This is a genomic window from Bradyrhizobium jicamae, assembly GCF_018130215.1.
GTDB lineage: Bacteria > Pseudomonadota > Alphaproteobacteria > Rhizobiales > Xanthobacteraceae > Bradyrhizobium > Bradyrhizobium jicamae_A.
Genome location: NZ_JAFCKQ010000033.1, coordinates 39,293 through 61,147, shown reverse-complemented (window position 1 = coordinate 61,147; position 21,855 = coordinate 39,293). Strand labels below are relative to the sequence as shown.

Genomic DNA, 21,855 nt, shown 5'->3' with positions numbered 1-21,855 from the left:
GCTCGACGCTTGCGCTTTCGATTTGCGGTCATGCCGGCCGTGGAGCATCGGTTGGTTTCATGGCGCCCAAGCCTCCTGCATCTGACGATCCGAAACGGGTCGATGCCGACGATCCCGAGCTGAAGAAGAAGCTCGCGGCGACACCCGTTTCTTCGGCGCGGGCCGCCCAACCGAAACCGTCCGCCGCTCCTGACGATGATGACGAGGAGGATGACGAAGACGAGCTCGAGCTCGACGACGATGATGACGACGAGGACCTCGTCGTCTTCACCGCCAAGGAGGCCGCCGGCGCGCTCTCCACCGTCCTCGGTTTCATCCGGCCGTTCCTCGCCAGCTACAGGAAGCTGGTCGCGTTCGTCGCCATCGGCGTGGTGGTCGAGACGCTGTTCAACGTGATCATGCCGCTAAGCCTGAAATTCCTGATCGACGATGCGCTCGGCGAGGAGGATTTCGGGGCCCTCTACGTGATCCTTGGCGTGCTCGCGGTCGCAGGCATCATCACATCGATCATCGCGGTCTGGTACGAGCGCTGGGATGCGCGGCTCGCCGCCGGCATCATCTCCGACGTTCGGACGCGGCTGTTCGACCACGTCCAGAACCTGCCGTCGGCCTATTTTGCCCGTACCAAGCGCGGCGAGATCCTGTCGCGCTTCTCGATCGATCTTTCGGCGTTCGAGGGCGTGGTCAAGATCTTCGCCAACAGCGCGGCGCTGCCGTTCCTGGAATTGATCGCGGGCATCATCCTGATGCTGTTCCTGAACTGGCAGCTCGCCGCGGTCGCGCTCCTGGTGTTTCCGATCACGCTGATTGGCCCGCGCGTCCTGACGCCAAAGGCGGTGCAGGCGAATTACGAGCAGAAGCTCAACGAATCCGCGCTGCTCGGCACGGTCCAGGAGAACGTCGCGGCGCAGGCGGTCGTGAAGGCCTTCAATTTGCAGCGCCGCGCGCTCGGCTGGTTCACGCTGCGCAACCGCGAAGTGCGGGCGAAGGCGGCCTCGGCGATGTTCCTGTCGACCATGGTGGAGCGCACCGTCACCATCGCGGTGCTCCTGCTCCATCTGGTGGTGCTGGCGATCGGCGCCTATCTCGCGACCAAGGGCCAGATCACGGTCGGCACCTTCGTGACCTTCGAAAGCGCGTTCTGGGAGGTCTCGTACAACATCGCGCATGTGATGCACTTCATCCCGGTGTCGATCCAGGCGGCGGCGGCGGTGCGGCATATCCAGGAGCTGCTCGACGAGCCGACCCGCGGCGCCGACCGGCCGGGCGCCCCCGACCTGCCGCGCATCACCAACGACATCACCTTCGACCACGTTACCTTCCAGTACGAAGGCGCGCTGGCGCCGGTGCTCGACAATCTCAGCCTCAAGCTCGATGCCGGCAAGAGCGTCGCGATCGTCGGCCCCAGCGGCTCGGGCAAGAGCACGCTGCTCAACCTGATCCTGCGCCTCTACGTCCCGGACGAGGGCCGCGTCACCATCGACGGCGTCGACATCCGCCGCGTGACGCGGGAATCGCTGCGCGCGAGCATGGCTGTCGTGTTCCAGGAGAACATGCTGTTCAACATGTCGATCCGCGAGAACATCCGGCTCGGCCAGGAGGGCGCGACCGACGCCGAGGTCGTGGACGCGGCGAAAAAGGCCGAGATCCACCGCTACATCATGAGCCTGCCGCAGAAATACGACACGCCGGTCGGCGAGCGCGGCGACACTCTGTCGGGCGGCCAGCGCCAGCGCATCGCGATCGCGCGCGCGATCATCCGCAATCCGTCGGTGCTGCTGCTGGACGAAGCCACGTCTGCGCTCGACCAGACCACGGAAGCCGCGATCAATCGCACGCTGCTCAAGGTCGCCAGGGGGCGCACCATGATCTGGTCGACGCACCGCCTGACCTCGGTGGTCGACATGGACGAGATCATCGTGATCTCGGGCGGCAGGGCGATCGAGCGCGGCTCGCACGCCGAACTGCTCGCCAGGAACGGCGTCTATCGCAAGCTCTGGGACGATCAGGGCCACGCTCAGCACGATTCGGCCGACGGCGACGAAGACGATGAGGATGAGGAGGACCTGGAGGAGGACGATGAGGAGGACGCCGAGGACGGGGAAGACAGCGAAGAGGACGAGGACGAGGAGGACGAGGAGTAGGTCCGCATCGTCGCGTCGCCTTCGATTCTCCGCTCAGGCGAGCCGGCCTCGATGCGCTTGTCCGCCGATCGCGCGCTGCTCCGGGGGCGCAGCTGTTGCCGGAATCCGTTTGCCGACGGCATAGCGGAACCCTTGGGCGACGCGAACGGCGAAGCGGCCCCAGCGTCCGGCGCGCGATGCAAGCCCGCGATCGATCGAGAGCGAGCGAAGGTGATACGCCTTGGCCAGCGAGCGGGTCTCGCAGTCGATCTTGGCGGGGTCCTCGTAGAATTGCCTGATCTTGTCGACGTCCATGCCGTCGGTCGACAGCCACGCCGGGATGTGGACGTTGCAGAGCCGCTCGACGTCGGTGAACACCTTGGTCGTGCCTGTGCCAGCGGCCGGGCACGACGTCGAGAAGGCGTCGCCGGCCAGTACGACGCCCGGCTGGAGATGGCCTTCGGTGACGCAGAGATCGGCGGGCCTGATCCGGATTGGGTCGCCAACCCTGAAATCGCCGAGCATGCGATGCAGGCCGGGCATCAACGCCATCAGGGCGGATTCCGGCGCCTGGCGGAATTCGCGCAGCCACGGATCGGTCATGTCGCGGTAGACCATCAGGTTGGCGCGCATTTTCTCGCCGATCGGGAAGATCGAGAGGTAGGCCATCCGCGCGCCCGGCCGTCCCGGCCAGTAGGTCAGCGCCGGAAATTCAAAGCTGTGACGACCGATCGGCGCGATGTCGAAACCCAGCGTGATGGAATGACACGCGCTGATGATGCGGCGCTCCATGCCGAGCATCTGGCGCAGGCCGATGTTCAGCCCGTTGGAGAGCACGATAAGGCGCGCGGAGATCGTCTCGTCATTTGCCAGCGTGATCCGCTGGCGGTCGCTCCCGGTCGCGACCGCGTAGGCCTTGCCGTGGATGATCTCGACACTTGGTGGAATCTGCGCGCGAACGGCGTTGACCAGCGTGTCGTACATGACGCCGTGCTGGTCGCTCGGCTTCTTCGCGACCACCATGCCGAAGCGCGCCTCCCAGACCTCGTCGTCGAGGGTTGCGGCGCGGAGTGTCTGCTCGGCGAGCCCGGTCCTGCGCAACAGTTCGAGCTGGTCGCCGGCAAGCTTCTCGCAGCGCAACTCGGGTGGGTAGGTGACGTGCGGATCGATCAGGCAGGCCGCAATCCCCGCGCGACCCAGCATGGCCGCGGCAGTTGCGCCGGCCAGGCCGCCGCCGACGATCGCAACGTCCGTGTACCGCATTGGCTCACCGCTTGGCTCTTGTTGGAGATCGGGCCCCGATGTGAGGCGCGGATTGTGGGGTTGAATGGCAAAGAAACGCTGAAAAGATGCGGTGAAACGTCGATCACGATCTGGTCAACGCGGCAGCGTTTAATGGAATGACAATCTCCGCATCGCACGATCCGGCCCTCGAAGCGGCTGCAAGGGCTGGTTGCAGATGATTTCGGTAACGATTGATTCACCAAGTCTGGACCTCGGCGCGCAATGGGACGATCTCGTCCGGCGGTCGTCGCCAAATGTCTTCATGCATCCCGCAGCCTTGAGGGCTGCGAACGACACGCGTTTTGCGCGGATCGGGATGCTGCTCGCCTGGGACGAGGGCGCCGGCTCGCGTCGCCTCGTCGGCGCCTGGGCGATGCAGCTGCGCAGGATCATCCCGCTCTGGCCCGAAGTGCTGGAGGCGCTGCCCTACAATTATGCCTTCCTGTCCAATCCGGTGATCGATCCCGCTCATGTCGATGAGGTGATCCCGGCGCTGCTTGCGGCGATCGAGAAGAGCTCGCGACTGCCGAAAACCATCAATCTCGGCGCGTTCGACGCTGACACGCCGAGCCATCGGGTCGTGCTCGATACGCTGTCCGAGCGAGGCATCGCCCCGTTGGTGCTGTCGACCGGCGCGAGGCCGTTTGTGACCAGGGATTTCGGCGTGAAGCGGTCCGGCTCGACGCGAAAGAAGTTGCGCCAGGACTGGAACAGGCTGTCCGCGCTGGGGCCCGCCGAGGTCGTCAACGACAGATCTCCGGCCGCGGTGCGCATGGCGTTCGAGACGTTCCTCAAAATGGAGCAGGCGAGCTGGAAAGGCGCGCGGGGCACCGCGCTGCTGTCGCACGGCCACGACGCCGTGTTTGCGCGGACCCTGGTGCAAAAGCTCGCGGCCGAAGGCTGCGCGTCGGTCGCGCTGTTGCGCTCCGGCGGGAACGTCATCGCGGCGCAGGTCCTGATGTATTGCGGCACGATGGCCTACACCTGGAAGACGGCGTTCGACGCCAGCTTCGGCAAATACTCGCCGGGCGTGCTCCTGGTCGACAAGGTCACCGATGAGCTGCTCGCCAGCAGCGATATCACCGCGATCAACTCCTGCGCGGCGGAAGACAGCTTCATGGGGAGTCTGTGGAGCGGCCGCCGTCCGATGGTGGACATGCTGATCGATCTACGCACCGGTCGATCGCTCGCGTACCGGATGGAGGCCGGCCGGCTGATCGGCTACCAGTGGCTACGGCGTTTGTGGCATCACATGCACGACGGCCGCCCGGCGCCGTCCGCCACCCAGCCGCCGCAGACGGCCGCGGCCAAAATGGGCGATAAACCGAGCGAGCCGCTGGGCCTTCCAGTACATCCCGCGGTCGATCGACACTGAGCGGAAGCTGAACGCCTTGGCGTTCGACCAGGCGTCGCAGGCCGTCTTCAGCGGATCGTCATAGAATGCCGCAATCTTGTCGGCACCCATGCCGTCGGTGGCGAGCCAGGCCGGGATATGGACGTTGCAGAGCTGGACCACGTCGGTGAACACCTTGTCGGTCCCGGTGCCGCTGACTGGGCAGCTGGTGGCGAAGGCGTCGCCGACCAGCACGACGCCGGCCTGCCGATGGCCGGTGCTGACATAGAGATCCGCCGGCCTGATCTTGATGTCGCCGGCGATTGCGAAGTCGCCGGTGATCCGGCGCAGCCGCGGCAGCGATGCATTCAGCGTCTCGACCGGGGCGTGCCGGAACGCACGCAGCCAGGGATCGCTCGCCTCGCGATAGGTGAAGAGGTTCGCGCGCATCCGGTTTCCGATCGGAAACAGCGTGATGTAGGGGATCCGGTCGCTCGGCTGCTCCGAAAAATACGTGAGCCCCGGAAACGGGAAGGCGGGACGTCCCACCGGCGTGAAATCGAAGCCGATCGAGATCGAGTGGCAGGGACTGATGACCTGGCGCTCGATGCCGAGCGTGCGGCGCAGCCCGACGTTCAGTCCGTTGGCAAGCATCACGAGGCGTGCCGAAATCTCCTCGCCGCCCGCGAGCACCAGCTTTTGCCGCTCGGCGCTGGTCGCGACGTCGACGACCTTGTCGCGGATGAACTCCGCCGACCCGGAGATTTCCGCGCGGAGCGCTGCGATCAGCGCATCATACATGATGCCGAATTGCTGGTACGGCGCCTTGTCGAGCAGGGTGCCGTATCGGGCGATCCAGTTCTCATAATCCTGTGTCGCCGCGCGCAGCACGGATTCGGCAAGGCCGGTCCTGGCGAATCGCCCGAGCTGGAGTGAGCCGCCGAGCTTCTCGACGCGGAAATCGAAGGGGTAGATCTGGTGCGGGTCGATCAGGATACAGGTGATCCCGGCACGCCCGAGCATCGCGGCTGCGGTCGATCCCGCAAGTCCTCCGCCGATGATCGCAATATCCGTATGCCGCATGCAGGGTGTTCCGCGTCCTCGAACCCGTTTTTGCGCCGCGAATGGCAAATAAACGCTTAGTTTTGCCGCCTGCCTTGACGACCAAGTCGAAGAGAAGTGTTTCTAAACTTATTTAATCCGGGTAAAATAGGGAGCAGGACCGGCCGGGACGGACCGCGCGGGACAGGGGAGCTGTCACAATCCGCGCTGGATGCGACGTCGGCGAAATGCGAAATACGCAGGCGGCAGAAGCGTTTCTTTGCTTGTCGTTTTGCTTGACTTCACTATCTCACGCTTATACAAGGCGCGCACTTATCGACAGGCGGTGAGCAACGCCAGAGTCGGAACGGAACACCCGGACGGCCTTTTTGGGTCGGAACGGGCACCAACCTCGACGAATGCCGCTCAAACGCTGTCGACTATAGCTAGGCAATGCCAGGACGATTTTGGTTCTCTTGAGCAAGTCCTCTTGAGAGTGAATTCGGATGCATGACCTCGGTGGCGGACTGAACAGCGAACGCTGATCAGCCCGGGATCGCGGTCCTCTGTGGCGTCGAAGCGCTTTCCGCTCAGCAATGAGCGGTTGGCGTGATTTCGTTTTGCGCGGATGCTTTTCCGCGCGGGACGGGCCGTACGGGACGGCTGATCCCGAGAAGAATTTGCGAAGCCACTCAAGGGTTCGCGCGAATAAAAGGGTGAAGGCTACATGCCGACGATCAACCAGCTGATCGCAAATCCACGTGAAGTGCAGAAGTCGCGCAAGAAGGTGCCGGCGCTGCAGCAGTCGCCGCAGAAGCGCGGCGTGTGCACGCGCGTCTACACCACGACCCCGAAGAAGCCGAACTCGGCGCTTCGCAAGGTCGCCAAGGTGCGCCTGACCAACGGCTTCGAGGTGATCGGCTACATCCCGGGTGAGGGCCATAACCTGCAGGAGCACTCGGTGGTCATGATCCGCGGCGGTCGCGTCAAGGACTTGCCCGGCGTTCGCTACCATATCCTCCGCGGCGTGCTGGATACCCAGGGCGTCAAGAACCGTAAGCAGCGTCGTTCGAAGTACGGCGCGAAGCGTCCGAAGTAAGCGGGAAACGATCAGATGTCGCGTCGCCATTCTGCCGAGAAGCGTGAAGTCCTTCCCGATCCGAAGTTCGGGAACATCGTCATTACCAAGTTCATGAATTCGGTGATGTACGCCGGGAAGAAGTCGGTTGCCGAAGGCATCGTCTACGGTGCGCTCGGCATGATCGAGTCCAAGACCAAGCAGAACCCGCTCGGCGTGTTCGAGCAGGCGCTCGAGAACGTCATGCCGACCATCGAGGTTCGCTCCCGCCGCGTCGGCGGCGCGACCTACCAGGTTCCGGTGGAAGTCCGCTCGGTGCGCCGTCAGGCGCTCGGCATCCGGTGGCTGATCGCGGCCGCGCGCGAGCGCAACGAGAAGACCATGACGGAGCGCCTGTCGGCGGAACTGCTCGACGCGTCGAACAACCGTGGCAACGCCGTCAAGAAGCGTGAAGACGTGCACCGGATGGCGGAAGCCAACCGCGCCTTCTCGCACTATCGCTGGTAAGGCGAATAACGGAATTTAAGGAACAGTCTCATGCCCCGCCAACATGCCATCGAGGACTACCGCAACTTCGGTATCATGGCGCATATCGACGCCGGCAAGACCACGACCACCGAGCGCATCCTCTATTACACCGGCAAGAGCCACAAGATCGGCGAAGTGCACGAAGGTGCCGCGACGATGGACTGGATGGAGCAGGAGCAGGAGCGTGGCATCACGATCACCTCGGCTGCGACCACCGCGTTCTGGAACGGCAAGCGTCTGAACATCATCGACACCCCCGGCCACGTCGACTTCACCATCGAGGTCGAGCGTTCGCTGCGCGTGCTCGACGGCGCCGTATGCGTGCTCGACTCCAACCAGGGCGTCGAGCCGCAGACCGAGACCGTGTGGCGCCAGGGTGACAAGTACAAGGTTCCGCGCATCGTCTTCGCCAACAAGATGGACAAGACCGGCGCCGACTTCTTCAAGTGCCTGGCCGATATCGTCGACCGCCTCGGCGCCAAGCCGATCGCGATCCAGCTTCCGATCGGTGCCGAGAACAACTTCAAGGGTCTCGTCGACCTCGTGAAGATGAAGGGCATCATCTGGAACGATGAATCGCTCGGCGCCAAGTTCGACTATGTCGACATTCCGGAAGATCTGGTCGAGCAGGCCAAGGAATACCGCGAGAAGATGGTGGAAGCCGCCGTCGAGCTCGACGACGACGCGCTGGCTGCCTTCCTCGACGGCAATGAGCCGGACGAGGCGACGCTGAAGCGCTTGATCCGCAAGGCGGTGCTGACCGGCGCCTTCTACCCCGTACTGTGCGGCTCGGCGTTCAAGAACAAGGGTGTGCAGCCGCTGCTCGACGCCGTCGTCGACTACCTGCCGTCGCCGATCGACGTGCCCGCGATCAAGGGCACCGACGAGGACGGCAACGAAGTCGTGCGCAAGGCGGACGACAAGGAGCCGCTGGCGCTGCTCGCGTTCAAGATCATGGACGACCCGTTCGTCGGCACCATCACCTTCTGCCGCATCTATTCCGGCATCCTGCAATCGGGCACCGGCGTGGTGAACTCGACCCGCGAGAAGAAGGAGCGCATCGGGCGCATGCTGCTGATGCATGCGAACAACCGCGAAGACATCAAGGAAGCCTATGCCGGCGACATCGTCGCGCTGGCCGGCCTGAAGGAAGCGCGCACCGGTGACACGCTGTGCGATCCCAACAAGCCGGTGATCCTCGAGAAGATGGAATTCCCGGAGCCGGTGATCGAGATCGCGATCGAGCCGAAGTCGAAGGCCGACCAGGAGAAGCTGGGCGTGGCGCTGGCCAAGCTCGCCGCGGAGGATCCGTCCTTCCGCGTGTCGACCGATCACGAGTCCGGCCAGACCATCCTCAAGGGCATGGGCGAACTCCATCTCGACATCAAGGTCGACATCCTCAAGCGCACCTACAAGGTCGACGCCAACATCGGCGCGCCGCAGGTGGCGTTCCGTGAGCGTGTCACCAAGCGCGTCGAGCACAGCTACACCCACAAGAAGCAGACCGGCGGTACCGGTCAGTTCGCTGCGGTGACGATCATCGTCGAGCCGAACGAGCCCGGCAAGGGCTACGAGTTCGAGTCGAAGATCGTCGGCGGCGCGGTGCCGAAGGAATACATCCCGGGCGTCGAAAAGGGCATCGAGAGCGTGCTGTCCTCCGGCGTGGTCGCGGGCTTCCCGATCGTCGACGTCAAGGTGCAGCTGATCGACGGCAAGTACCATGACGTCGACTCGTCGGCGCTGGCATTCGAAATCGCCACGCGGGCCTGCTTCCGCGAGGCGCTGCAGATGGGCAAGTCCGTTCTGCTCGAGCCGATCATGAAGGTCGAGGTGGTGACCCCGGAAGACTACACCGGTTCGGTCATCGGGGACCTGAATTCGCGGCGCGGCCAGATCCAGGGTCAAGACATGCGCGGCAACGCCAACGTCATCAATGCGATGGTGCCGCTCATGAACATGTTCGGTTACGTGAACAACCTGCGCTCGATGAGCCAGGGGCGCGCGACCTTCACCATGCAGTTCGATCACTACGCCGAAGCTCCGGCGAACGTGTCGGCTGAAGTCCAGAAGAAGTTTGCCTGATTGTCGTTGACGGCAGTCAACGATTGAACGGAGAGTCAAATGGCCAAAGCAAAATTCGAACGTAACAAACCGCACTGCAACATCGGTACCATCGGTCACGTCGACCATGGCAAGACCTCGCTGACCGCAGCGATCACCAAGGTGCTCGCAGAAACCGGCGGCGCGACGTTCACCGCCTACGACCAGATCGACAAGGCGCCGGAAGAGAAGGCGCGCGGCATCACGATTTCGACCGCTCACGTCGAGTACGAGACGACCAATCGTCACTATGCCCACGTCGACTGCCCCGGCCACGCCGACTACGTCAAGAACATGATCACCGGTGCTGCCCAGATGGACGGCGCGATCCTGGTCGTGTCGGCTGCCGACGGCCCGATGCCGCAGACCCGCGAGCACATCCTGCTCGCCCGCCAGGTCGGCGTTCCCGCGCTCGTCGTGTTCCTCAACAAGTGCGACATGGTCGATGATCCGGAGCTGCTCGAGCTCGTCGAGATGGAAGTTCGCGAACTGCTCTCGAAGTACGAGTTCCCCGGCGATGACATTCCGATCATCAAGGGTTCGGCGCTCGCCGCCCTCGAAGACAAGGACAAGAAGCTCGGTCACGACGCCATCCTCGAGCTGATGCGCAATGTCGACGAGTACATCCCGCAGCCGGAGCGTCCGATCGACCAGCCGTTCCTGATGCCGGTTGAAGACGTGTTCTCGATCTCGGGTCGCGGCACCGTGGTCACCGGCCGCGTCGAGCGCGGCGTGATCAAGGTCGGCGAGGAAATCGAAATCGTCGGCATCCGCGACACCCAGAAGACCATCGTCACCGGCGTCGAAATGTTCCGCAAGCTGCTCGATCAGGGTCAGGCCGGCGACAACATCGGAGCGCTGCTCCGCGGCACCAAGCGCGAGGAAGTCGAGCGTGGCCAGGTGCTGTGCAAGCCCGGCTCGGTCAAGCCGCACACCAAGTTCAAGGCCGAGGCCTACATCCTCACCAAGGAAGAAGGCGGTCGTCACACCCCGTTCTTCACGAACTACCGTCCGCAGTTCTACTTCCGCACCACCGACGTGACCGGCGTCGTGCACCTGCCCGAAGGCACCGAGATGGTGATGCCGGGCGACAACATCGCGATGGAAGTGCACCTGATCGTGCCGATCGCGATGGAAGAGAAGCTGCGCTTCGCGATCCGCGAGGGCGGCCGCACCGTCGGCGCCGGCGTCGTCGCCGCCATCATCGAGTAAGTACGCGAATAGGGAATGGCGAGTAGCGAGTGGGTCGATCCATTCGCTATTCGCTACTCGCCACTCACTAAAGAAAGAATACGGCAATGAACGGCCAAAACATTCGCATCCGTCTCAAGGCGTTCGACCATCGGATCCTCGATACGTCGACCCGCGAGATCGTGAACACGGCGAAGCGCACCGGTGCGCAGGTTCGCGGACCCATTCCGCTGCCGACCCGCATCGAGAAGTTCACCGTCAACCGTTCGCCGCACGTCGACAAGAAGAGCCGCGAGCAATTCGAGATGCGCACCCACAAGCGCCTCCTCGACATTGTCGACCCGACCCCACAGACCGTCGATGCGCTGATGAAGCTCGACCTGGCCGCCGGTGTCGACGTCGAGATCAAGCTCTAAGGTTTTGGATTTTTACGTCCGCGGGTTGCGGACAGAAAGACAGGAAGCACGCCGATGCGCTCCGGAGTGATCGCACAAAAGGTCGGGATGACGCGGGTCTTTACGGAGGCCGGCGAGCATATCCCTGTGACCGTGCTGAAGCTGGGCAACTGCCAGGTGCTGGGCCACCGCACGACCGAGAAGAACGGCTACGTCGCCCTTCAGGTCGGCGCGGGCGCCCGCAAGACCGTCTACATGCCCAAGGCCGAGCGTGGCCAGTTCGCCGTCGCCAAGGTCGAGCCGAAGCGCAAGGTCGCCGAGTTCCGCGTGTCCGAGGACGCGCTGATCCCGGTCGGCGCTGAAATCCAGGCGGACCATTTCGTGGTTGGCCAGTTTGTCGACGTGACCGGCACCTCGGTCGGTAAGGGTTTCGCCGGCGGCATGAAGCGCTGGAATTTCGGCGGTCTGCGCGCCACCCACGGTGTGTCGATCTCGCACCGCTCGATCGGTTCGACCGGTGGCCGTCAGGACCCCGGCAAGACCTGGAAGAACAAGAAGATGCCCGGCCACATGGGTGTCGATCGCATCACCACGCTGAATCTGCGCGTGGTGCAGACCGACGTCGAGCGCGGCCTGATCCTCGTCGAAGGTGCCGTTCCCGGCTCCAAGGGCGGCTGGATCTCGGTGCGCGACGCGGTGAAGAAGCCGCTGCCGAAGGAAGCCCCGAAGCCCGGCAAGTTCAAGGTTGCCGGCGGCGAGGCTGTCGAGGCTGCCGCCGAGAAGGAGGGTGCGTGAGATGGAACTGAAAGTCACGACCCTTGAAGGCAAGGACGCGGGCTCCGTTGAGCTCTCGGACGCGATCTTCGGTCTGGAGCCGCGTGCGGACATCATCCAGCGCTGCGTGCAATGGCAGCTCAACAAGCGTCAGGCCGGCACGCACAAGGCCCAGGGCCGCGCCGACGTCTGGCGCACCGGCAAGAAGATGTACAAGCAGAAGGGCACCGGCGGCGCTCGTCACGGCTCGGCCCGCGTGCCGCAGTTCCGCGGCGGTGGCCGTGCGTTCGGTCCGGTCGTGCGCTCGCATGCGACCGACCTGCCGAAGAAGGTGCGCGCGCTCGCGCTGAAGCATGCGCTGTCGGCCAAGGCCAAGGACGGCGGGCTGATCGTGATCGACAGTGCCGCGGTGAAGGAAGCCAAGACCAAGGCTCTGGTCGGTCACTTCTCCGGCCTCGGGCTCACCAACGCGCTGATCATCGACGGTGCCGAGCTGAACACCGGTTTCGCGACCGCGGCCCGCAACATCCCCAACATCGACGTGCTGCCGATCCAGGGCATCAACGTCTATGACATTCTCCGCCGCCACAAGCTGGTGCTGACCAAGGCTGCGGTTGATGCGCTGGAGGCGCGCTTCAAATGAAGAATATCGACCCGCGCCATTACGACGTGATCGTTGCCCCCGTCGTGACGGAAAAGGCGACGATCGCTTCCGAGCACAACAAGGTTCTGTTCAAGGTCGCGCACAACGCGACCAAGCCGCAGATCAAGGAAGCGATCGAGAAGCTGTTCGACGTCAAGGTGAAGAGCGTCAACACCCTCGTTCGCAAGGGCAAGACCAAGGTGTTCCGCGGCAATCTCGGCTCGCAGTCGGACACCAAGCGCGCGATCGTGACCCTGGAAGAGGGCCACCGGATCGACGTGACGACCGGACTATAAGGCGTAACGACGATGGCATTGAAAACCTACAATCCCACGACGCCGGGCCAGCGCCAGCTGGTCATGGTCGATCGTTCGGCGCTCTACAAGGGCAAGCCGGTGAAGGCGCTGACCGAGGGCAAGCTCGGTAAGGGCGGTCGCAACAACACCGGCCGCATCACCGTGCGCTTCCGCGGCGGCGGCCACAAGAAGGCCTACCGCACCGTCGACTTCCGCCGCGACAAGGTGGACGTGCCGGCGACCGTGGAGCGGCTCGAGTATGATCCGAACCGCACCGCCTTCATCGCCCTGATCAAGTATCAGGACGGCGAGCAGGCCTACATCCTGGCGCCGCAGCGTCTCGCCGCAGGCGACACCGTGGTTGCCGGCAACCATGTCGACGTCAAGCCCGGCAACGTCATGCCGCTCGGCAACATGCCGGTCGGCACGATCGTGCACAACATCGAGCTGAAGATCGGCAAGGGCGGCCAGCTGGCGCGCTCCGCCGGTACCTACGCCCAGATCGTCGGCCGCGACCAGGACTACGTGATCGTCCGCCTGAACTCGGGCGAGCAGCGTCTCGTGCACGGCCGTTGCCGCGGCACGATCGGCGCGGTCTCGAACCCCGATCACATGAACATCTCGATCGGCAAGGCCGGTCGCACCCGCTGGCTCGGCTGGCGCCCGCACAACCGCGGCGTCGTCATGAACCCGATCGATCACCCGCACGGCGGTGGTGAAGGTCGCACCTCGGGCGGTCGCCACCCGGTCACCCCGTGGGGCAAGCCGACCAAGGGCAAGAAGACCCGCACCAACAAGTCGACCAACAAATTCATTCTCCTAAGCCGCCACAAGCGGAAGAAGTAAGGAACGCCGGACATGGTTCGTTCAGTCTGGAAAGGCCCGTTCGTCGAAGGTTCTCTGCTCAAGAAGGCAGATGCCGCACGCGCGTCCGGCCGTCACGACGTCATCAAGATCTGGAGCCGTCGCTCGACCATCCTGCCGCAGTTCGTCGGTCTGACGTTCGGCGTCTACAACGGCCAGAAGCACGTGCCGGTGGCCGTCAACGAGGAAATGGTGGGTCACAAGTTCGGCGAGTTCTCGCCGACCCGGACCTTCCATGGCCACTCGGGCGACAAGAAAGCCAAGAAGGCTTGAGGATTAGACGATGAGCAAACCAAAGCGCGAACGTAGCCTCGCGGACAATGAGGCCAAGGCCGTCGCCCGCATGCTGCGCGTCAGCCCGCAGAAGCTCAACCTGGTGGCGCAGCTGATCCGCGGCCGCAAGGCGTCGGCGGCGCTCGCCGACCTGCAGTTCTCGCGCAAGCGGATCGCGGTCGACGTCAAGAAGTGCCTGGAATCGGCGATCGCCAACGCCGAGAACAACCATGACCTCGAAGTCGACGACCTCGTCGTCGCCGAGGCGCATGTCGGCAACGGCATCGTGATGAAGCGCTTTGCTCCGCGCGGCCGTGGCCGTTCGGGCCGTGTGTACAAACCGTTCTCGCACCTGACCATCGTGGTTCGTCAGGTCGAGGCCGAGGCAAGCGCTTAAGGGCGCAGGAGAAGACGATGGGTCAAAAGATCAATCCAATCGGGCTGCGTCTCGGCATCAACCGGACCTGGGACTCCCGTTGGTTCGCCGGCAAGCAGGAATACGGCAAGCTGCTGCACGAAGACGTCAAGATCCGCGAGATCCTGCACAAGGAGCTCAAGCAGGCGGCCGTCGCCCGCATCGTGATCGAGCGTCCGCACAAGAAGTGCCGCGTGACCATCCACTCGGCGCGTCCGGGCGTGGTGATCGGCAAGAAGGGCGCCGACATCGACAAGCTGCGCAAGAAGGTCGCCGACATCACCTCGTCCGACGTCGTGATCAACATCGTCGAAATCCGCAAGCCGGAGCTCGACGCGACCCTGGTCGCCGAATCGATCGCCCAGCAGCTCGAGCGCCGCGTCGCGTTCCGCCGCGCCATGAAGCGCGCCGTGCAGTCGGCGATGCGCCTCGGTGCGGAAGGCATCCGCATCAACTGCTCCGGCCGTCTCGGCGGCGCCGAAATCGCGCGCATGGAGTGGTACCGCGAGGGTCGCGTGCCGCTGCACACGCTGCGCGCCGACGTCGATTACGGCGTTGCCACCGCGTTCACGACCTTCGGCACCTGCGGCGTCAAGGTCTGGATCTTCAAGGGCGAGATCCTCGAGCACGATCCGATGGCCCAGGACAAGAAGATGGCCGAGGGTGACACGCCGCGTTCGCGTCGCGACGCCGCCTGAGGCAAAGCAGGAATTTGAGGGCTTGAAGCCATGATGCAACCTAAGAAAACGAAGTTCCGGAAGGCGCATAAGGGCCGTATCCACGGCGTTGCGACCTCTGGCGCGACGTTGGCGTTCGGCCAGTTCGGCCTGAAGGCGATGGAGCCTGAGCGCGTCACCGCACGTCAGATCGAAGCCGCCCGCCGCGCGCTGACCCGTCACATGAAGCGCGCCGGCCGCGTCTGGATCCGTGTGTTCCCCGACGTGCCGGTGTCGAAGAAGCCGGCCGAAGTCCGCATGGGCTCCGGCAAGGGCTCGCCGGAATTGTGGGTGGTCCGGGTCAAGCCGGGCCGCGTGATGTTCGAGATCGACGGCGTAACGGTGCAGACCGCCAGGGAGGCACTGTCGCTCGCCGCCGCCAAGCTGCCGATCAAGACGCGCTTCGTTGCGCGCATTGCGGAGTAATCGCCATGGCCGAGATGAAAGTTGAAGACATTCGCGCGATGAGCGACGACCAGCGGGAAGACGCGATCCTCAACCTGAAGAAGGAACGCTTCAACCTGCGCTTCCAGCGCGCCACCGGACAGCTCGAGAACACCTCGCGGATGCGGGAAGCCCGCCGCGATATCGCTCGTATCAAGACCGTCGCTGCCCAGCAGCGCGCGAAGAAGAAGTAAGGGGCCAGCTATGCCGAAACGTACTCTGCAGGGCGTGGTCGTCAGCGACAAGCAAGCCAAGACGGTGGTGGTGCGCGTCGATCGCCGCTTCACCCATCCGATCTACAAGAAGACGATCCGCCGTTCCAAGAACTACCACGCGCACGACGAGAACAACCAGTTCAAGCCTGGCGACATGGTCTGGATCGAGGAATCGAAGCCGATCTCGAAGCTGAAGCGCTGGACCGTGGTCCGGGGCGAACACAAGAAAACGGCCTGATTACTTCGGCTTGGCCGAGGCAATTCAGGGAAATTTTGAGCGCGCTAAAGCGCAGAAAGAGGACGAGGTGCATCAATGATTCAGATGCAGACCAACCTCGACGTGGCCGATAATTCTGGCGCACGCCGTGTCATGTGCATCAAGGTTCTTGGAGGTTCCAAGCGCCGCTATGCCACCGTGGGCGACGTTATCGTTGTGTCGATCAAGGAAGCCATTCCGCGCGGCAAGGTGAAGAAGGGCGACGTGATGAAGGCCGTCGTGGTCCGGGTCCGCAAGGACATCCGCCGCGCCGACGGTTCGGTCATCCGTTTCGACCGCAACGCCGCCGTGCTGATCAACAACCAGTCGGAGCCGGTCGGCACCCGTATCTTCGGGCCGGTGCCGCGCGAGCTTCGCGCCAAGAACCACATGAAGATCATTTCGCTCGCGCCGGAGGTGCTGTGATGGCTGCCAAGATCCGCAAGGGCGACAAGGTGATCGTGCTGACCGGCCGCGACAAGGGCCGCACCGGCGAGGTGTTCGAGGTGCGTCCGGACGAGAACAAGGCTCTCGTGCGCGGCATCAATTTGGTGAAGCGTCACCAGAAGCAGACCCAGTCCCAGGAGGGCGGCATCATCTCCAAGGAGGCGCCGATCCACCTGTCCAACATCGCGTATGTCGGCAAGGACGGAAAGCCGACCCGCGTTGGATTCAAGATTCAGGCCGATGGCAAGAAGGTTCGTGTTGCCAAGAGCTCGGGAGCAGAGATCGATGGCTGATACAGCTTACGTGCCGCGCCTGCGCGCGGAGTATGACAAGAAGATCCGCGGCATGATGACCGAGAAGTTCGGCTATGCCAACGTGATGCAGGTTCCGCGCCTGGACAAGGTCGTGCTCAACATGGGCGTCGGCGAGTCCGTCAACGACCGCAAGAAGGCCGAGACCGCCGCCGCCGAATTGACCCAGATCGCCGGCCAGAAGGCGATCGTGACCTATTCGCGCATTGCGATCGCGACCTTCAAGCTGCGTGAGAACCAGCCGATCGGCTGCAAGGTCACGCTGCGCAAGACCCATATGTACGAGTTCATCGACCGCCTGGTGAACGTGGCGCTGCCCCGCGTCCGCGACTTCCGCGGCCTGAACCCGAAGAGCTTCGACGGCCGCGGCAACTATTCGCTCGGCATCAAGGAGCACATCATTTTCCCCGAGATCGACTTCGACAAGGTCTCGGAAGCGCGTGGCATGGACATCACCGTCTGCACCACCGCCAAGACCGACGACGAGGCGCGTGCCTTGTTGACCGCATTCAATTTCCCGTTCCGGCAGTGAGTAGCTGACCAGCAGCCACTCAAACGCGGATACCCAGGAGCCAAGCATGGCAAAGAAGAGTTCAGTCGAGAAGAACAACCGGCGCAAGCGGATGGCGAAGAACGCCGCTCCGCGCCGCGAGAAGCTGAAGGCGATCATCGCCGACAAGACCAAGCCGATGGAAGAGCGCTTCGCGGCGACGCTGAAGCTCGCCGAGATGCCGCGCAACTCGTCGCCGGTGCGGATCCGCAACCGCTGCGAGCTGACCGGCCGACCGCGCTCGAACTACCGCAAGAACAAGCTCTCGCGCATCGCGCTGCGTGAACTCGGCTCCAAGGGCCTGGTTCCCGGGCTCGTGAAGTCGAGCTGGTAAGGAGGGTCGTAACCATGTCTACGCACGATCCGATCTCCGATCTCATCACCCGCATCCGCAACGCGCAGATGCGTTCGAAGTCCAAGGTCTCGAGCCCGGGCTCGAAGATGCGCGCCAACGTGCTCGAGGTGCTGAAGGCCGAGGGCTACATCCGTGGCTATGCCAGCGTCGAGCATGCCTCGGGCCGCAGCGAGCTCGAGATCGAGCTGAAGTATTTTGACGGCGAACCCGTCATCCGCGAGATCGAGCGGGTGTCGAAGCCGGGCCGCCGCGTTTACGCCTCGGTGAAGAACCTGCCGCGCGTGAACAACGGTCTCGGCATTTCGGTGTTGTCGACGCCGAAGGGAATCATGGCCGACCACGAGGCGCGCGACGCCAATGTGGGCGGCGAAGTTCTCTTCACGGTGTTCTGAGGAAGGATTTTTGCGATGTCACGTATCGGCAAGCGGCCGGTGGCGATCCCGTCGGGTGTGACGGCGACCGTGGAAGGCCAGACGGTGAAGATGAAGGGGCCGAAAGGCCAGCTTCAGTTCGTCGTACATGACGACGTCGAGGTGAAGTTCGAGAACGGCCAGATCAAGGTCGCCCCGCGCGTCGAGACCAACCGTGCGCAGGCGCTGTACGGCACCGCGCGCGCGCAGGTCGCCAACCTCGTCGAGGGCGTCACCAAGGGCTTCGAGAAGAAGCTCGAGATCACCGGCGTCGGCTACCGCGCCGCGATGCAGGGCAAGAACCTGCAGCTCGCGCTCGGCTACAGCCACGACGTGATCTACGCGATCCCGGAAGGCATCACCATCGCGGTGCCGAAGCCGACCGAGATCACGATCACCGGCAACGATCCGCAGCGCGTCGGCCAGGTCGCCGCCGAGATCCGCGCCTACCGTCCGCCGGAGCCGTACAAGGGCAAGGGCGTGAAGTACGCCAACGAATTCATCTTCCGCAAGGAAGGCAAGAAGAAGTAACGGAGCCGGTCATGTCACTGAAGGTTACGAATGCCCGGCGCAAGCAGCGCGTGCGCCTTGCGCTTCGCCGCTCGGCAGGCGGCCGTCCGCGGCTGTCGGTGTTCCGCTCGTCCAAGCACATCTACGCCCAGGTCATCGACGACCTGAAGGGCGAGACGCTGGCCTCGGCCTCGTCGCTGGAGAAGTCGATGCGCGATGCCGGCAAGACCGGCGCCGACATCGACGCGGCCAAGGCGGTGGGCAAGCTGCTCGCCGAGCGGGCGGCGCAGAAGGGTGTCAAGGAAGTCGTGTTCGATCGCGGCGCCTACATCTATCACGGGCGCGTCAAGGCGCTCGCGGATGCGGCCCGCGAAGGCGGATTGAGCTTCTAAACCATTCGAACGATTACGAGGAAAGAGGCGCAAGGCCTCCTAGAGATTGGAAAACACCATGGCAGGTGAACGCGAACGCGGCGGACGCGAACGGAGCAGGGAGCGCGAGGAGCGCGACAGCGAGTTCGTCGACAAGCTCGTCCACATCAATCGCGTGGCGAAGGTCGTCAAGGGCGGCAAGCGCTTCGGCTTTGCGGCGCTGGTCGTGATCGGCGACCAGAAGGGCCGGGTCGGTTTCGGCCACGGCAAGGCGCGCGAAGTGCCCGAGGCGATCCGCAAGGCGACCGAATCGGCCAAGCGCAACCTGACCCGCGTCGCACTGCGCGAGGGCCGCACGCTGCATCACGACATCGCCGGCCGTCACGGCGCCGGCCGGGTCTACCTGCGTGCCGCTCCGGCCGGTACCGGCATCATCGCCGGCGGCCCGATGCGCGCGGTGTTCGAGACGCTCGGCATCCAGGACGTGGTGGCGAAGTCGATCGGCTCGTCGAATCCCTACAACATGGTTCGCGCCACTTTCGACGCGCTGAAGCATCAGGATTCGCCGCGATCGGTGGCCGCGCGCCGCAACATCAAGGTCTCCACCCTGCAGTCGCGCCGCGTCGGCGGCGACGCCGAAGCGGTGGCGGAATAACCCGCGCGACAAGCCTGCGCGCTATTTGGAGTTACTGTCATGGCCAAGGCCAACGAGACGGCCAGCAAAACGATCAAGGTCGAGCAGATCGGCAGCGCAATCCGCCGCCATCACTCGCAGCGTTCGACGCTGATCGGCCTCAAGCTCAACAAGATCGGCCGGGTTTCCGAACTGCGGGACACCCCTGAGGTTCGCGGCATGATCAACAAGGTCCATCACCTCGTCCGCGTTATCGGCGAGTAAGCAAGACATAGGAGAAGGGCGATGAAGCTCAGCGATATCGCCGACAACGCCGGCTCGCGCAAGAAGCGCATGCGTGTCGGTCGCGGCATCGGTTCCGGCAAGGGCAAGACGTCGGGCCGCGGCGGCAAGGGCCAGACCGCGCGTTCCGGCGTCCGTATCAAGGGTTTCGAAGGCGGCCAGATGCCGATGCATCGCCGTCTGCCGAAGCGCGGTTTCAACAACATCTTCCGGCTCGACTTCGCCGAGATCAATCTCGACCGTCTGCAGGAAGCGATCGACAACAAGCTGGTCGACACGACCGCGACCGTGACCGCCGAATCGCTGGTCAAGGCCGGCGTGCTGCGCCGCGCCAAGGACGGCCTCCGGCTGCTCGGCCGTGGCGAGATCAAGGCCAAGCTGACCATCGAGGTGCACGGCGCCTCCAAGTCGGCCATTGCCGCGGTCGAGAAGGCCGGCGGCTCGGTCAAGGTCCTGGCGCCCGCCAAGGAAGAAGGCGCGGCGGCGTAACATCTGCGTCATTGCCCGCGGCCTCCGCGGGCAATCCGCCGATCGAGTAATGGACTTATCGAGGCCGAGCACCAGATAATGTCCGGCGTCTGCCGATGGTCCTGCCGGGACCTCGGCGAAGGGGGCTCCGGGAGAAAGCCGAAACATGGTCTCAGCAGCCGAACAACTTGCAGCCAACCTGAATTTTGCAGCGCTCGGCAAGGCCGACGAGCTGAAGAAGCGCATCTGGTTCACGCTGGGTGCGCTGCTTGTTTATCGGCTCGGCACCTACATCCCGCTGCCGGGCATCGATCCCAACATCTGGGAACAGGTGTTCCGCACCCAGGCGGGCGGCATCCTCGGCATGTTCAACATGTTCGCCGGCGGCGGCATTCACCGCATGGCGATCTTCGCGCTGAACATCATGCCGTACATCTCGGCATCGATCATCATCCAGCTGCTGACGACGGTTTCGCCGCAGCTGGAGTCGCTGAAGAAGGAAGGCGAGGCGGGCCGCAAGACGCTGAACCAGTACACCCGCTATCTGACGGTGATCCTGGCCGCGTTCCAGTCCTACGGTATCGCGGTCGGCCTCGAGGGCGCCGGCAATGTCGTCAGCGACCCCGGCTTGTTCTTCCGCCTCTCGACCGCGGTCACGCTGACCGGCGGCACCATGTTCCTGATGTGGCTCGGCGAGCAGATCACCTCGCGCGGCATCGGCAACGGCATCTCCCTGATCATCCTGTCCGGCATCGTCGCCGAACTGCCATCGGCGCTCGCCAACATGCTGGAACTCGGCCGCCAGGGCGCGATGTCGACCGGCCTGATCCTGATCGTCATCGTCATGGCGATCGCCGTGATCGCCTTCATCGTGTTCATGGAGCGCGCCCAGCGCCGGCTGCTGATCCAGTATCCGAAGCGCCAGGTGGGCAACAAGATGTTCGAGGGCCAGTCCTCGCATCTGCCGCTCAAGCTCAACACCTCGGGCGTGATTCCGCCGATCTTCGCCTCGTCGCTGCTGCTGCTGCCGACCACGGTTGCGAACTTCAACGCCGGCAAGGGGCCGGAGTGGCTGCAGTGGATCACCACCCAGCTCGCCCATGGCCGCCCGCTGTTCCTGGTGCTCTATCTGGCGCTGATCGTGTTCTTCGCCTTCTTCTACACCGCGATCGTGTTCAACCCGACCGAGACCGCGGACAACCTGAAGAAGCACGGCGGCTTCATCCCGGGCATCCGACCCGGCGAGCGCACCGCGGAATATATCGACTACGTGCTGTCGCGCATCACGGTGCTTGGCGCGATTTATCTGGCGATCGTCTGCCTGATTCCCGAGATTCTGATTTCCTACGCCTCGGTGCCCTTCTACTTTGGTGGCACTTCGCTGCTGATCGTCGTCAGCGTTACGATGGACACGGTGGCGCAGGTTCAGGGCTATCTGCTCGCCCATCAGTATGAAGGGCTGATCAGGAAGTCGAAGCTCAGGGGCCGTCGTCGCTGATCACGGGCGGCCGTTCCAAACTCAAAACACGGGTGCGCGGCTTTCGCTCA

29 protein-coding genes and 1 pseudogene are annotated in these 21,855 nt (G+C 63.9%); 28 read left to right on the top strand and 2 right to left on the bottom strand.

Translation table 11 applies throughout. From position 1 onward, the window contains the following. The first annotated feature begins 59 nt into the window (after nt 1-59). Nucleotides 60-2,144 (top strand): ABC transporter ATP-binding protein, encoded by a 2,085-nt coding sequence (locus JQ586_RS28080; protein ID WP_212397870.1) that lies wholly within the window; start codon nt 60-62, stop codon nt 2,142-2,144. A 33-nt stretch (nt 2,145-2,177) separates the two neighbouring features. Here the strand turns inward: JQ586_RS28080 and JQ586_RS28075 are convergent, their stop codons facing one another. After that, on the bottom strand, nt 2,178-3,386 hold the full coding sequence (locus JQ586_RS28075) for an FAD-dependent monooxygenase (RefSeq protein ID WP_212397869.1): 1,209 nt from the start codon (nt 3,384-3,386) through the stop codon (nt 2,178-2,180). A 196-nt stretch (nt 3,387-3,582) separates the two neighbouring features. Here JQ586_RS28075 and JQ586_RS40665 point away from each other — a divergent pair. Beyond that, nucleotides 3,583-4,464 (top strand): annotated as a pseudogene (locus JQ586_RS40665) (GNAT family N-acetyltransferase); the annotation flags it as partial. Between the two features lie 174 nt (nt 4,465-4,638). Here the strand turns inward: JQ586_RS40665 and JQ586_RS28065 are convergent. Beyond that, a complete protein-coding gene (locus tag JQ586_RS28065; protein WP_212397868.1) occupies nt 4,639-5,823 on the bottom strand; it encodes an NAD(P)/FAD-dependent oxidoreductase in 1,185 nt (394 codons plus the stop codon). A 685-nt stretch (nt 5,824-6,508) separates the two neighbouring features. Between JQ586_RS28065 and rpsL the strand changes: the two genes are divergently transcribed. The 26 genes from rpsL (at nt 6,509) to secY (ending at nt 21,805) form a co-directional block, all read left to right on the top strand. Further along, nucleotides 6,509-6,880 (top strand): 30S ribosomal protein S12, encoded by a 372-nt coding sequence (rpsL, locus tag JQ586_RS28060; RefSeq protein ID WP_006611834.1) that lies wholly within the window; start codon nt 6,509-6,511, stop codon nt 6,878-6,880. 15 nt (nt 6,881-6,895) lie between these two features. Then, entirely contained in the window at nt 6,896-7,366 is a 471-nt protein-coding gene (gene rpsG / locus JQ586_RS28055) for a 30S ribosomal protein S7 (RefSeq protein WP_212397867.1), read from the top strand. 30 nt (nt 7,367-7,396) lie between these two features. Then, entirely contained in the window at nt 7,397-9,469 is a 2,073-nt protein-coding gene (gene fusA, locus JQ586_RS28050) for an elongation factor G (protein WP_212397866.1), read from the top strand. 39 nt (nt 9,470-9,508) lie between these two features. Next, complete coding sequence (tuf, locus tag JQ586_RS28045; RefSeq protein WP_146991522.1) at nt 9,509-10,699, top strand: elongation factor Tu; 1,191 nt, start codon at nt 9,509-9,511, stop codon at nt 10,697-10,699. Between the two features lie 86 nt (nt 10,700-10,785). Next, complete coding sequence (rpsJ, locus tag JQ586_RS28040; RefSeq protein WP_002712302.1) at nt 10,786-11,094, top strand: 30S ribosomal protein S10; 309 nt, start codon at nt 10,786-10,788, stop codon at nt 11,092-11,094. A 54-nt stretch (nt 11,095-11,148) separates the two neighbouring features. Beyond that, entirely contained in the window at nt 11,149-11,868 is a 720-nt protein-coding gene (gene rplC / locus JQ586_RS28035) for a 50S ribosomal protein L3 (protein WP_212397865.1), read from the top strand. Between the two features lies 1 nt (nt 11,869). Beyond that, nucleotides 11,870-12,490 carry a 50S ribosomal protein L4 gene (rplD, locus tag JQ586_RS28030; RefSeq protein ID WP_212397864.1) on the top strand — a complete coding sequence of 207 codons (621 nt, stop codon included), beginning with the start codon at nt 11,870-11,872 and terminating at the stop codon, nt 12,488-12,490. After that, nucleotides 12,487-12,786 carry a 50S ribosomal protein L23 gene (locus JQ586_RS28025; protein WP_212397863.1) on the top strand — a complete coding sequence of 100 codons (300 nt, stop codon included), beginning with the start codon at nt 12,487-12,489 and terminating at the stop codon, nt 12,784-12,786. Before rplD ends, JQ586_RS28025 begins: the two co-directional genes overlap by 4 nt. 12 nt (nt 12,787-12,798) lie before the next feature. Next, complete coding sequence (gene rplB, locus JQ586_RS28020) at nt 12,799-13,632, top strand: 50S ribosomal protein L2 (protein WP_212397862.1); 834 nt, start codon at nt 12,799-12,801, stop codon at nt 13,630-13,632. A gap of 12 nt (nt 13,633-13,644) precedes the next feature. Beyond that, nucleotides 13,645-13,923 (top strand): 30S ribosomal protein S19, encoded by a 279-nt coding sequence (gene rpsS / locus JQ586_RS28015; RefSeq protein WP_008136357.1) that lies wholly within the window; start codon nt 13,645-13,647, stop codon nt 13,921-13,923. A gap of 10 nt (nt 13,924-13,933) precedes the next feature. Further along, complete coding sequence (rplV, locus tag JQ586_RS28010) at nt 13,934-14,320, top strand: 50S ribosomal protein L22 (RefSeq protein WP_066499414.1); 387 nt, start codon at nt 13,934-13,936, stop codon at nt 14,318-14,320. A gap of 17 nt (nt 14,321-14,337) precedes the next feature. Next, entirely contained in the window at nt 14,338-15,036 is a 699-nt protein-coding gene (gene rpsC, locus JQ586_RS28005) for a 30S ribosomal protein S3 (RefSeq protein ID WP_212397861.1), read from the top strand. A gap of 30 nt (nt 15,037-15,066) precedes the next feature. Continuing rightward, nucleotides 15,067-15,480 carry a 50S ribosomal protein L16 gene (gene rplP / locus JQ586_RS28000; protein ID WP_212397860.1) on the top strand — a complete coding sequence of 138 codons (414 nt, stop codon included), beginning with the start codon at nt 15,067-15,069 and terminating at the stop codon, nt 15,478-15,480. 5 nt (nt 15,481-15,485) lie between these two features. After that, nucleotides 15,486-15,692: a 50S ribosomal protein L29 gene (gene rpmC / locus JQ586_RS27995; protein WP_212397859.1), complete on the top strand. Its 207-nt coding sequence runs from the start codon at nt 15,486-15,488 to the stop codon at nt 15,690-15,692. Between the two features lie 10 nt (nt 15,693-15,702). Then, a complete protein-coding gene (rpsQ, locus tag JQ586_RS27990) occupies nt 15,703-15,951 on the top strand; it encodes a 30S ribosomal protein S17 (RefSeq protein WP_066499426.1) in 249 nt (82 codons plus the stop codon). Nucleotides 15,952-16,026: 75 nt separating this feature from the next. Beyond that, the gene (gene rplN, locus JQ586_RS27985) at nt 16,027-16,395 is read left to right on the top strand and encodes a 50S ribosomal protein L14 (RefSeq protein WP_011473865.1); all 369 of its coding nucleotides are present in this window, start codon (nt 16,027-16,029) and stop codon (nt 16,393-16,395) included. After that, nucleotides 16,395-16,709 (top strand): 50S ribosomal protein L24, encoded by a 315-nt coding sequence (gene rplX, locus JQ586_RS27980; protein WP_212397858.1) that lies wholly within the window; start codon nt 16,395-16,397, stop codon nt 16,707-16,709. The genes rplN and rplX overlap by 1 nt, the downstream gene beginning before the upstream one ends. Next, entirely contained in the window at nt 16,702-17,259 is a 558-nt protein-coding gene (gene rplE / locus JQ586_RS27975; protein WP_212397857.1) for a 50S ribosomal protein L5, read from the top strand. Before rplX ends, rplE begins: the two co-directional genes overlap by 8 nt. A 46-nt stretch (nt 17,260-17,305) precedes the next feature. After that, nucleotides 17,306-17,611 carry a 30S ribosomal protein S14 gene (gene rpsN, locus JQ586_RS27970; protein ID WP_212397856.1) on the top strand — a complete coding sequence of 102 codons (306 nt, stop codon included), beginning with the start codon at nt 17,306-17,308 and terminating at the stop codon, nt 17,609-17,611. A 14-nt stretch (nt 17,612-17,625) separates the two neighbouring features. Then, complete coding sequence (gene rpsH / locus JQ586_RS27965) at nt 17,626-18,024, top strand: 30S ribosomal protein S8 (RefSeq protein WP_212397855.1); 399 nt, start codon at nt 17,626-17,628, stop codon at nt 18,022-18,024. A 15-nt stretch (nt 18,025-18,039) separates the two neighbouring features. Further along, on the top strand, nt 18,040-18,573 hold the full coding sequence (gene rplF / locus JQ586_RS27960) for a 50S ribosomal protein L6 (RefSeq protein WP_212397854.1): 534 nt from the start codon (nt 18,040-18,042) through the stop codon (nt 18,571-18,573). A gap of 11 nt (nt 18,574-18,584) precedes the next feature. Next, on the top strand, nt 18,585-18,944 hold the full coding sequence (rplR, locus tag JQ586_RS27955; RefSeq protein WP_212397853.1) for a 50S ribosomal protein L18: 360 nt from the start codon (nt 18,585-18,587) through the stop codon (nt 18,942-18,944). A gap of 58 nt (nt 18,945-19,002) precedes the next feature. Then, entirely contained in the window at nt 19,003-19,578 is a 576-nt protein-coding gene (gene rpsE / locus JQ586_RS27950; RefSeq protein WP_139862949.1) for a 30S ribosomal protein S5, read from the top strand. Between the two features lie 39 nt (nt 19,579-19,617). Next, the gene (gene rpmD, locus JQ586_RS27945; protein WP_212397852.1) at nt 19,618-19,821 is read left to right on the top strand and encodes a 50S ribosomal protein L30; all 204 of its coding nucleotides are present in this window, start codon (nt 19,618-19,620) and stop codon (nt 19,819-19,821) included. A gap of 21 nt (nt 19,822-19,842) precedes the next feature. Next, on the top strand, nt 19,843-20,328 hold the full coding sequence (gene rplO, locus JQ586_RS27940; protein ID WP_212397851.1) for a 50S ribosomal protein L15: 486 nt from the start codon (nt 19,843-19,845) through the stop codon (nt 20,326-20,328). Between the two features lie 145 nt (nt 20,329-20,473). Continuing rightward, nucleotides 20,474-21,805: a preprotein translocase subunit SecY gene (gene secY / locus JQ586_RS27935; RefSeq protein WP_212397850.1), complete on the top strand. Its 1,332-nt coding sequence runs from the start codon at nt 20,474-20,476 to the stop codon at nt 21,803-21,805. The last annotated feature ends 50 nt before the right edge of the window (nt 21,806-21,855 follow it).